The sequence below is a fragment of the Rhodopila sp. genome (assembly GCF_965277825.1).
GTDB lineage: Bacteria > Pseudomonadota > Alphaproteobacteria > Acetobacterales > Acetobacteraceae > Rhodopila.
Genome location: NZ_OZ255846.1, coordinates 3,486,990 through 3,498,072, shown reverse-complemented (window position 1 = coordinate 3,498,072; position 11,083 = coordinate 3,486,990). Strand labels below are relative to the sequence as shown.

Sequence of the window (11,083 nt, the reverse complement as noted above, 5' to 3'; positions counted from 1 at the left end):
ACCCCGGTCATGCCACAAGAGGATGGACCACCGACTTGTTGAACCCGCTGACTAGAAGGGTATCGAACGCATGAATGAACTGATGAAAATCCTCGGCCAGACCGGCCAGGCCATGACCTTCGACCAGATCAAGATCCAGATCGCCAGCCCCGAGCAGATCCGCTCCTGGTCGTACGGCGAAATCAAGAAGCCCGAGACCATCAACTACCGCACCTTCAAGCCGGAGCGCGACGGCCTGTTCTGCGCCCGCATCTTTGGCCCGATCAAGGACTATGAGTGCCTGTGCGGCAAGTACAAGCGGATGAAGTTCCGCGGCATCATCTGCGAGAAGTGCGGCGTCGAGGTAACGCTGGCGAAGGTCCGCCGCGAGCGCATGGGCCACATCGAGCTCGCCTCCCCGGTCGCGCATATCTGGTTCCTGAAGTCCCTGCCCAGCCGCATCGGCCTGATGGTCGACCTGACGCTGAAAGAGCTCGAAAAGATCCTCTACTTCGAGAGCTACGTGGTGCTGGAACCCGGCACCACCGACCTCAAGATGTTGCAGTTGCTGACCGAAGACCAGTTGCTGTCCAAGCAGGACGAATTCGGCGACGACCAGTTCGAGGTCGGCATCGGCGCCGAGGCGATCAAGAAAGTCCTGAACCGCATCGACACCGACGCCGAAAAGGTCAAGCTGCGCGCCGACCTGAAAGAGACCTCCTCCGAGGCCAAGCGCAAGAAGCTGGTCAAGCGCCTCAAGCTGATCGAGGCGTTCGGTGAATCCGGCTGCCGTCCCGACTGGATGATCCTCGATGTGGTCCCGGTCATCCCGCCCGAACTGCGCCCGCTGGTGCCGCTCGACGGCGGCCGCTTCGCCACGTCGGACCTGAACGACCTGTATCGCCGCGTGATCAACCGCAACAACCGCCTGAAGCGGCTGATCGAGTTGCGCGCGCCCGACATCATCGTGCGCAACGAAAAGCGCATGCTGCAGGAATCGGTCGATGCGCTGTTCGACAACGGCCGCCGCGGCCGCGCCATCACCGGCGCCAACAAGCGCCCGCTGAAATCGCTGTCCGACATGCTGAAAGGCAAGCAGGGCCGCTTCCGGCAGAACCTGCTGGGCAAGCGCGTCGACTACTCCGGCCGTTCGGTCATCGTCGTCGGCCCCGAACTCAAGCTGCAGCAGTGCGGCCTGCCGAAGAAGATGGCGCTCGAACTGTTCAAGCCGTTCATCTATTCGAAACTGGAAAAATACGGCCACGCTACCACCATCAAGGCCGCCAAGCGCATGGTGGAAAAGGAACGCCCCGAGGTCTGGGACATCCTCGAAGAGGTGATCCGCGAACATCCGGTGATGCTGAACCGCGCCCCAACCCTGCATCGCCTCGGCATCCAAGCCTTCGAGCCTGTGCTGATCGAAGGAAAAGCGATCCAGCTTCACCCGCTGGTCTGCACCGCCTTCAACGCCGACTTCGACGGCGATCAGATGGCCGTCCACGTGCCGCTGTCGCTGGAAGCACAGCTCGAGGGCCGCGTACTGATGATGTCCACCAACAACATCCTCAGCCCGGCCAACGGCAAGCCGATCATCGTCCCCAGCCAGGACATCGTGCTCGGCATCTACTACCTGTCGCTGGAAACCGTGCTGTTCAAGGAAACCAAGGACAACGACGCGCCGGCGTTCGGCAAGATCGGCGAAATCGAGCACGCCCTGTTCGCCAAGCATATCACCTTGCACGACAAGATCCGGGCCCGCTTCGAAACCGTCGATGCCGGCGGCAACCCGATCCGCCCGGTGGTCGTCACCACCCCCGGCCGGATGATGATCGCGCAGATCCTGCCCAAGCACCCCGACGTGCCGTTCGACTTGATCAACCGCCAGTTGACCAAGAAGACCGTCTCCGACGTGATCGACATGGTCTACCGCCATTGCGGTCAGAAGGAATGCGTGATCTTCGCCGACCGCCTGATGGGTCTCGGCTTCGCCCAGGCGGCGAAAGCCGGCATCTCGTTCGGCAAGGACGACCTGATCATCCCCGAAACCAAGGGCGCGCTGATCACCACCACCCAGGCCGAAGTGAAGGAGTTCGAGCAACAATACCAGGACGGCCTGATCACCGCCGGCGAACGCTACAACAAGGTCGTCGACGCCTGGTCGCGTTGCACCGACGAGGTCGCCACCGCGATGATGAAGGAGATCAGCAAGGAGGAGAAAGGCGTTCCCACCAATTCGGTGTGGATGATGTCGCACTCCGGCGCGCGCGGGTCGCCGGCGCAGATGCGCCAGTTGGCCGGCATGCGTGGGCTGATGGCCAAGCCGTCGGGTGAAATCATCGAGCAGCCGATCATCGCCAACTTCAAGGAAGGCCTCTCGGTCCTCGAATACTTCAACTCCACCCACGGCGCCCGCAAGGGTCTCGCCGACACCGCGTTGAAGACCGCGAACTCCGGCTACCTGACCCGCCGCCTGGTCGACGTGGCGCAGGACTGCATCATCGTCGAGGAGGACTGCGGCACCGAACGCGGCCTCACCGTCCGCGCCGTGATGGATGGCGGCGAGGTCGTCTCGTCGCTCTCCGAACGCACCCTCGGCCGCACCACCGCCGAGGATGTGCTCGACCCGATTTCGGGCAAGATCCTGCTGCCGAACAACACCCTGATCGAGGAACCCGAAGCCGAAATGATCGAGACGGCCGGCGTCGAGGCGGTGAAAATCCGCTCCGTGCTGACCTGTGAGTCCCATATCGGCGTCTGCGGTCACTGCTACGGCCGCGACCTCGCACGCGGCACGCCGGTCAACATCGGCGAGGCGGTCGGCGTCATCGCCGCCCAGTCGATCGGTGAACCCGGCACCCAGCTCACCATGCGCACCTTCCACATCGGCGGCGCCGCCCAGCGCGGGGCGGAAACCTCCAGTGTCGAGGCCAGTCACGAGGGCAGCGTCACCGTTCGCAACCGCAACGTCATCCCCAACAGCACCGGCGCCTTGGTGGTGATGTCGCGCAACTGCGAAATCGTCCTGGTTGACGACAAGCAACGCGAGCGTGCCCGCTTCCGCGTGCCCTACGGCGCCCGTCTGCTGGCCGAGGAAAACCAGCCGGTCGTGCGCGGCCAGAAGCTCGCCGAATGGGACCCGTTCACCCTGCCGATCATCACCGAACGCGCCGGCAAGGTCGAATACATCGACCTGATCGACAGCATCACCTTGGTGGAGCGGATGGACGAGGTCACCGGCCTGACCTCCAAGGTCGTCGTCGACTACAAGCAGGGCTCCAAGAGCATCGACCTGCGCCCCCGCCTGCAGTTGAAGGACAACAAGGGCGAGGTCATCCGGCTGGATAACAACACCGACGCGCGTTACTTCCTAGCGCCTGACTCGATCCTCTCGGTCGACAACGGTGCCGTCGTGCAGGCCGGCGACGTCATCGCCCGTATCCCGCGCGAAGGCAGCAAGACGCGTGACATCACCGGCGGTCTGCCGCGCGTCGCCGAACTGTTTGAAGCGCGGCGTCCGAAGGATCACGCGGTCATCGCCGAATGCGACGGAAGGGTGGAATTCGGCAAGGACTACAAGGCCAAGCGCCGCGTCATCGTGAAGAACGACGAAACCGGCGAGGAGACCGAGTACCTGATCCAGAAGGGCAAGCACGTCTCGGTCCAGGAGGGCGACTTCGTCCGCCGCGGCGACCCGCTAGTCGACGGTCCGCGCGTGCCGCACGACATCCTGAAGGTGATGGGGGTCGAGGCACTGTCCGATTACCTGGTGAACGAGATCCAGGACGTCTACCGGCTGCAGGGAGTGAAGATCAACGACAAGCATATCGAGGTGATCGTCCGCCAGATGCTGCAGAAGGTGGAAATCCTCGATCCGGGCGACACCACTTTCCTGACCGGCGAACAGATCGATCGCAGCGAGTTCGATGCGATCAACAACAAGCTGATGAAGGACGAACGTCCGGCCCACGCCATGCCGGTGCTGCAGGGCATCACCAAGGCCAGCCTGCAGACCAACAGCTTCATCAGCGCCGCCTCGTTCCAGGAGACCACGCGGGTGCTGACCGAGGCCGCTACTGCCGGCAAGACCGACAGCCTGATGGGACTGAAGGAAAACGTCATCGTCGGCCGCCTGATCCCGGCCGGCACCGGCGCGGTGATGAACCGCCTCCGCTCCGTCGCGGCCGGCCGCGATCAGCGGACGCTGTTCAACGAGAATGCACGCCTGACCGAAGACACCGCGGCGGAGTAGTTTACGCCGCATGGCTCCGGGGGCCGAAGGCGCGAAAGCGCTTTCGGCCTATTTTTAATACGTCGCAAACCGACCCGATATTCCTTAACTTTCAACCCGCCGTAGAGGGGATGAGGGAAAGCCACCAACATGCCGGTCATCAAGAACTTCGGTTTCATGTGGGAGCGAGACAAGGTCCAATGGGGCAGGGCGGGGCGGCGGCGGCTCACTGGACGGAATTATGGTTGGTAACAAGAAACGAAAGGTTGATTTCATAGGACAAATGGGAATTTGCGTTCTGTATGATCGCTTTGAGCAACCAGTCCAGATCGGTCAGTCGCGGGATATAATGCGGCGATTGCGGCAGCATCGAAAAGACCATCTGCGCAACCGGTGGACATACTTTTCCTGGTTCGGTTTCTACCAAGTGGCGGCCTCTGGTCAGTTGTCAGTAAAGGACAAGGCCGAATTACTTAAGCGCGTAGTCACACTGGGGGAAGGGCTAAACGAGATTGAGGCGGTTTTGATTCAAGTTTGGAGCCCAGGCTCAACCGCCGGGGTCCAAATTGGCAAGATGTCGAGGAATACCTGCAAGCAGTTCCTGAGATCGAGGACGAGTTGGAAAGCGAACAATTGGCTTGCTGATTCTGAGCACAGTTCCGTTGGATGCTCCTAATTTTGCCTCGGTCGTCTTTCTGACCTGGCCGTCGGTGCGCGGACGCGTCAAACACTTCCTCATGCTCCCATACGGCAAGCTTTGAGGAAGGCCTTGAAATCGTGGGACTTGCTTTAATCCACCCTAAGGCGGATCGGTTTCGCAAGTATCGATATCCCGTTCTTCCTTCCCCCTCACGCCCCCGCCAGCGCCCGCCGCAACCCCTCCGGATCCCCTTTGATCGCCCGCAGCAACGTCCGAGCCGGACCGCTCGGACGTTTGGCGCCCCGCTCCCACTCCTGCACCGTCCGCACGCTGAAGTCATAGGCAGCGGCAAATTGCGCCTGCGTCATCCCGGTCGCCCGCCGGATGGCACGTACGTCGACCTCCGGCGCCATGTCCGGCGCTGCATCGGGATTTGATGCAATCTGCCGAGAAATGGCTTCGTCCGTCATCGCGTCTACCCCGGTCCAGTCTGTTGCGGCCAGCGCCTCACGGGCGCTCTTACCTATGGGTTTGGACATAGCGCGTCACCTCTCGTCTGTTCGCTTTGCGAAGCGAGATAATCCGCCGCTCCGCCTGCCGATCCACATACACGCACACAAAAACCCGGCCGCCGATCTGACCCAAGGCGATCTGACGGACTTCCCCGTAATCAAACCGATCATCAGTTGTTGCCACATGCGGACCGGCAAATAGGATTTCGGCCAATGCGAGGGTCACACCATGTTTCGCCTGATTAATCGCATCCTTCGCCGGATCGAAGGCATATTTCATCAGAGGGGATGATACGCCCCTGGCGTAGCTCTTTCAAGCCGACAATCACCCAAGGAACGGATGTCGGCAAGCCGGTGGCTTGCTCAGCCACCGACTTGTTCCTGCGGATGGCATGCAAACGCCTTGTTGGCCATGCATGTGAAAGCTTCCCGGGTATACTATGTTAGTGTATCCGAAAGGCTCCAATCATGCGTGAAATCCAGCTACGCCACGCCAAGGCGTCATTGTCGGCGATGGTCGAGGAAGTGGCCCAAGGCGAAATCGCAATCATCACCCGGCACGGGCGTCCGACCGCCATCCTCATGGGATACCAGGACTGGCAGCGACTTAGCCAGATCCCGTCCTTCGCCCGCCTGCTCACCGCCTCACCGTTGGAGCCAGGCGACCTGCCGGACCGCGACGAAACGGCATTGCCCGAAGCGTCCTGGTGACCGGCTACCTGCTAGACACCAACGTTGTTTCCGCCTTGGCCCCCGCCAATCCCTCCCGCGATCACACCGCGCTGGATTGGCTGCAGGCGAATACCACCGCTCTGTTCCTGTCCGTCGTGACCATCGTCGAGATCGAGGCCGGTATCGCCAACGCCGCCCGGAAAGGCGCTCGGCGAAAAGCCGATGCGCTGACCGCCTGGCTGGAGGCCATCTTGCACCTTTCCGGCCAGCGGGTGCTTCCGATCGACACACCAACCGCCCGAGCCGCCGGACGCTTGGACGGGATCGCACGCGGTGCCGGCATCGCGCCTGGCTTCGCCGACATTGCCATCGCGGCGACGGTCGCAACCAACGGCCTGATGCTGCTCACCCGAAACCTGCGGCATTTCCGGCCCCTCGGACTCCCGATCCACGACCTGTTCCAGGGTCTACCCCCATAACCGCCGCCCCAGGCCGCCATTCCCATCCCCCGCCCCAGCCGTTAGGCTGACCGAATGGCCGCAGCCTCCCACCGCAACGACCCCACGACCGACCCGTCGATCCACGACCTGATCGCCGGCCGCCCATGGTTGCGCTACCACGCCATGGATGGACTGCTGCTCGACGGCGTCCCGCTCGCCGCCATCGCCGACGCCGTCGCCACACCGACCTGGGTCTATTCCGCCGCCACCATGCGCGCCCGCTGTCGCGCCCTGACCGCGGCGATGACCGAGACCGCTCTCGACGTCAGCACCCACTACGCCGTCAAGGCCAACGACAGCCTCGCGGTCCTGGCGCTGTTCGCGGCCGAGGCCGTCGGCGCCGACGTCGTCAGCGGCGGCGAACTGCTGAAAGCCCGCCAAGCCGGCATCCCCGCCAGCCGCATCGTCTACTCCGGCATCGGCAAGTCGGCCGCCGAACTGCGCCTCGCACTGGCCCACGACGTCGGTCAGATCAACGTTGAAAGCGCCGAGGAACTGGCCATGCTATCCGCCCTCGCCGCCGCCGACGGGATCACCGCGCGCGTCGCCCTGCGCATCAATCCAGACGTCGACGCCGCCACCAACGACAAGATCGCCACCGGTCGCGCCACCGACAAGTTCGGCATCGCCCACCACGAAGCCGCCGCGCTCTATGCACAAGCCGCAAGCCTCCCCGGTATTCGGCCCGTCGGCCTGGCCACCCATATCGGCAGCCAGATCCTCGACCTCGCACCGTACCGCGACGCCTTCGCCCGTATCGCCGGCCTGGCGCAAACCCTGCGCCGCAACGGCCTGGCGGTCGAAACCGTCGACTGCGGCGGTGGCCTCGGCATCGCCTATCGCAACGAACCCGCCGTGTCGCCCACCGCCCTGGCCGCGGCAATGAAAGCCGCGTTCCACAACCTCGACCTTCGCCTGGCGATCGAACCCGGTCGCTGGCTGGTCGGCCCGGCCGGCGTGCTGCTGGCCTCGGTCGTGCTGGTCAAGCGCACCGCGCAACAGCCGTTCGTCGTGCTCGACGCCGCGATGAACGACCTGGTCCGCCCGGCGATGTATGATGCCTGGCACGGCATCGTCCCGCTCTCGGCCACCGACGCCCTGGCCCCGCCGCGCCCCGCCACCGTCGTCGGCCCAGTCTGCGAAACCGGCGACACGTTCGCGCGAAACCGCGCCCTGCCGCCGCTAGCCGGCAACGCTTGTGTGGCGATCCTCGACGCCGGGGCCTATGGTGCGGTCATGAGTTCGACCTACAACGCGCGCCCGCTGGCCGCTGAGGTATGGGTTGACGCCGAACGATGGTCGGTGATCCGCGACCGCCAGCCGATCGAGGCGCTCTGGCAACGCGACCGCCTGCCGCCATGACCGACCCGGCGCCCCCCGACCTGCCTGGCCGGCTGCCCGGCCACCGTTTGGTCGCCCGCCGTTTGATCGCCCGCGGTGCCATCCTGTTCGAGGCCGTGTGGCCCGCCCTCTGGCCACCGCTGGCGATCATCGGCCTCTTCCTCTGCGCCGCCCTGCTGAACCTGCCGCCGCTGCTGCCGCCCTCGATCCAGGTGGCGCTGCTCGCCCTGGTCGGGTTGGCGGTCATGGGTTCGCTATTGTGGGGCCTTCGCAGCATCCGGCTACCCGATGATCGCGCCGCCGACCGGCGCTTGGAGACCCGCTCCGGTCTGATCCATCGCCCGCTATCGGTGCTGACCGACAAACCGGCCACCGCCGACCACGTCGGACTGGCGCTGTGGAAGGCGCACGAAGCGCGCGCGGTCAGCCAGATCAGCCGCTTGCAGGTCGGCCTGCCGCGTCCCGGATTGGCAAGCCGCGATCCGCGGGCGCTGCGCTATGGGCTGCTGCTGGCCGTGCTCGCCTGCCTTGGCATCGCCAACACCGACGCCCCGAGCCGGGTATATGCCGCGGTAACGCCAACCCTCCCGGCCGAACCGGGAGCACCGGCGACCGAGCTGCAGGCCTGGATAACCCCACCCGCCTATACCCGCATCGCCCCGATCTTCCTGAAGGCGGACACCGCCAGCGTCTCGGTGCCGGCGGGTTCGCACCTGATGGTGAACGTCTCCGGCGGCAGCGTCCCGCCGATCCTGGTGCTGAACGATCGCACCGGCCCGTTCACCGCGCTCGATCACAACAGCTTCCAGGCCGAGTGGGACCTGACGCGCGGCGGACTGCTGACCGTGAAGCGCGATGGCAGCAGCCTCGCCTCCTGGAAGTTGACCGTGGTGGTGGACCAGCCACCGACCGTTGCCTGGGGCGACAACCCGGGCCGTTCGCCATCCGCACAGCAGACCCGGCTGCCCTGGCAGGTCGCCGATGACTACGGCGTGACCGCGCTGCAGGCCGAACTCCACCTCAAGGACCGTCCCGAGGCACCGCCCTTGATCGTGCCGATCCCGCTGCCCGGCGGCGCGCCAAGATCGGCGCACGGCGTCAGCCAGGCCGACCTGACGGCCAACCCATGGGCCGGATTGCCGGTCATCGGCCGCCTGCTGGCCCATGACGCGGCCGGACAGACCGGAACCAGTGCCGAGGCCAATTTCGACCTCGCCGAACGCCCGTTCCACAATCCGGTCGCTCAACTGCTGATCGCCGCGCGCAAGAGCCTCAGCGTGCAGCCCGACGATCGCGGCGACGCCCTGGAAACCCTCGACGGGCTGATGCAGCGACCGGAGATGTTCGCCGGCGATATCGGCGCCTTCCTCAACCTATCCAGCATCTACTACGACCTGGTCCGCAACCACGCCGACGGCGCGGTCCCCGAAGCCCAGGACGCACTGTGGCAACTCGCGCTGCATATGGAAGACGGCCAGACCGAGCAGAGCGCCCGCGCCCTGGAACAAGCCCGCCAAGCCGCCCGCGACGCAATGGACAAGGCGCAGCAGCAGCCGGACGACAAGACCAGGCAGGAACTGGCGAAAAAGCTCGAGGAACTGCGCCAGGCAATCGATCGCCACATCCGCGCGCTGATGGAGCAGGCGCAGCGCGACAATAGCATCATGCCGTTCGATCCCAAGGCGATGCAGCTCTCCGACCGCGACATGCAACGGATGGCCCAACAGGCGGAACAGGCGGCGAAGCAAGGCCGCATGGCCGACGCCCAACAGCAGATGGCGCAGCTCGAGAAGATGCTCGATCAATTGCGCAACGCCCGCACCCAGGGCAATGACGGCAAGCAGGCCAGCAGCAAGCGCCAGCGCGGCAAGAGTCAGCAAAGCGTCGTGCAGGACCTGATCGCAAGGCAGGGCGGCCTGCTGGATCGTGCGCAAAGACGCACCGATGCCAACCCATCCGCAGCCGATCCGAACGCCGACCGCGGCGCCGACAGCCGCATCCAGCAGGCGCTGCGCCGCGCCTTGGGCGAGTTGATGCAGCAATTCACCGACCTCAGTGGCGAAGCCTCCCCCGGACTGGGCGAGGCCGACCAAGCCATGCGCGACTCCGCCACCCAATTGAACCAGGGCCACGACCAGGAAGCCGGCGAGTCCCAGCAGCAAGCCATCGCCGCGCTGCAGAAAGGCAACCGCGAGATGGGCCAGGCGATGGCGAAAATGGGCCAGCAACCCGGTCAGGGCAACGAAGGACAGGACGGCCAGGACGGCTCCGAGGGGATGATGGGCATGATGATGCCCGATGGCCAACGTGGCGACGGTCGTGGCAATGGGCCGCTGCCAGGCTCGCCCGACCAAGCCGATCCGAACGGCCGCGACCCGCTGGGCCGCTACAACCAGGGCAACTCCACCGACAACGCCGACGTGGCGGTGCCGGAACAGCGGGAGCGTCAGCGCACCCAGGCAATCCAGGAAGAACTGCGCCGCCGCGGCGCCGATCAGGAACGCCCACAGCAGGAACTCGATTATATCAATCGGCTGCTGAAGCAGTTCTGACGCAGACGGATATCCTCGCCCCCGCGCGGTCGGAACATGAGCGGCATGATCCCCATCCGGTCTACGCCGCATTCGTGGCCGCGCGCGTGTCGCCGGCCTTCTCTCGCGACGACGTCCGCAACCGGGCGAAACCGGCCTATATGGGACTGATCAAACAGATCGATGACCAGGTCGGCGTGCTGATGCGCTTCCTGGCCGAACGCGGCTTGTGGGAACCGCTAGCCCTTCACCTCCGATCACGGCGACTACCTCGGCGATCATTGGCTCAGAGAAAAGGAGCTGTTTCACGACTGCTCCGCCAAGCTGCCGCTGATCGTGGTGGACCCATCCGCCGAGGCCGACGCCACCCGCCGCACCCCAAGCGAGTTGTTTGTGGAAAGGATCGACCTGGTACCTAATTTCATAAGATACTTTAGTGGCCAGCCGAAACCGCACATCGGCGAAGGCCGCCCGTTAAAGCCGTTGCTGCACGCAGCACCGGTGGCGGATAGGCAGCGCTACGTCGTCTCGGAGTACGACTACGGCACCATGCCGGCAAGGGGCACGCTAAGCACGCCGGTCGATGCGTCCCGGCTGTTCATGGTGTTCGACGGCCGCTGGAAATAGTCCGGCATCGCGATCGGACTCTGGCACCAGGCCGAACTGGACGCGGCAAACGC

8 protein-coding genes are annotated in these 11,083 nt (G+C 64.7%); 6 read left to right on the top strand and 2 right to left on the bottom strand.

Annotation, left to right across the window (positions count from 1 at the left end; genetic code table 11):
• The first annotated feature begins 70 nt into the window (after positions 1-70).
• The gene (rpoC, locus tag ACQY4T_RS17190; RefSeq protein WP_428533101.1) at positions 71-4,228 is read left to right on the top strand and encodes a DNA-directed RNA polymerase subunit beta'; all 4,158 of its coding nucleotides are present in this window, start codon (positions 71-73) and stop codon (positions 4,226-4,228) included.
• 828 nt (positions 4,229-5,056) lie between these two features.
• Here the strand turns inward: rpoC and ACQY4T_RS17185 are convergent.
• Together ACQY4T_RS17185 and ACQY4T_RS17180 are read right to left on the bottom strand one after the other, a co-directional pair.
• Positions 5,057-5,386 (bottom strand): helix-turn-helix domain-containing protein, encoded by a 330-nt coding sequence (locus tag ACQY4T_RS17185; RefSeq protein ID WP_428533098.1) that lies wholly within the window; start codon positions 5,384-5,386, stop codon positions 5,057-5,059.
• The gene (locus ACQY4T_RS17180) at positions 5,367-5,639 is read right to left on the bottom strand and encodes a BrnT family toxin (protein WP_428533095.1); all 273 of its coding nucleotides are present in this window, start codon (positions 5,637-5,639) and stop codon (positions 5,367-5,369) included. The genes ACQY4T_RS17185 and ACQY4T_RS17180 overlap by 20 nt, the downstream gene beginning before the upstream one ends.
• A gap of 188 nt (positions 5,640-5,827) precedes the next feature.
• Here ACQY4T_RS17180 and ACQY4T_RS17175 point away from each other — a divergent pair, with 188 nt between their 5' ends.
• The 5 genes from ACQY4T_RS17175 to ACQY4T_RS17155 all read left to right on the top strand — a co-directional run bounded on the left by ACQY4T_RS17175 (position 5,828) and on the right by ACQY4T_RS17155 (position 11,030).
• Positions 5,828-6,070, top strand: coding sequence for a type II toxin-antitoxin system Phd/YefM family antitoxin (locus ACQY4T_RS17175; protein ID WP_428533092.1), 243 nt, complete (start codon positions 5,828-5,830; stop codon positions 6,068-6,070).
• Positions 6,067-6,510: a type II toxin-antitoxin system VapC family toxin gene (locus tag ACQY4T_RS17170; RefSeq protein ID WP_428533089.1), complete on the top strand. Its 444-nt coding sequence runs from the start codon at positions 6,067-6,069 to the stop codon at positions 6,508-6,510. Before ACQY4T_RS17175 ends, ACQY4T_RS17170 begins: the two co-directional genes overlap by 4 nt.
• Positions 6,511-6,564: 54 nt before the next feature.
• Complete coding sequence (lysA, locus tag ACQY4T_RS17165; RefSeq protein WP_428533086.1) at positions 6,565-7,893, top strand: diaminopimelate decarboxylase; 1,329 nt, start codon at positions 6,565-6,567, stop codon at positions 7,891-7,893.
• Entirely contained in the window at positions 7,890-10,424 is a 2,535-nt protein-coding gene (locus ACQY4T_RS17160) for a DUF4175 domain-containing protein (protein WP_428533083.1), read from the top strand. Before lysA ends, ACQY4T_RS17160 begins: the two co-directional genes overlap by 4 nt.
• Positions 10,425-10,739: 315 nt before the next feature.
• On the top strand, positions 10,740-11,030 hold the full coding sequence (locus ACQY4T_RS17155) for a hypothetical protein (protein ID WP_428533080.1): 291 nt from the start codon (positions 10,740-10,742) through the stop codon (positions 11,028-11,030).
• Positions 11,031-11,083: the final 53 nt, after the last annotated feature.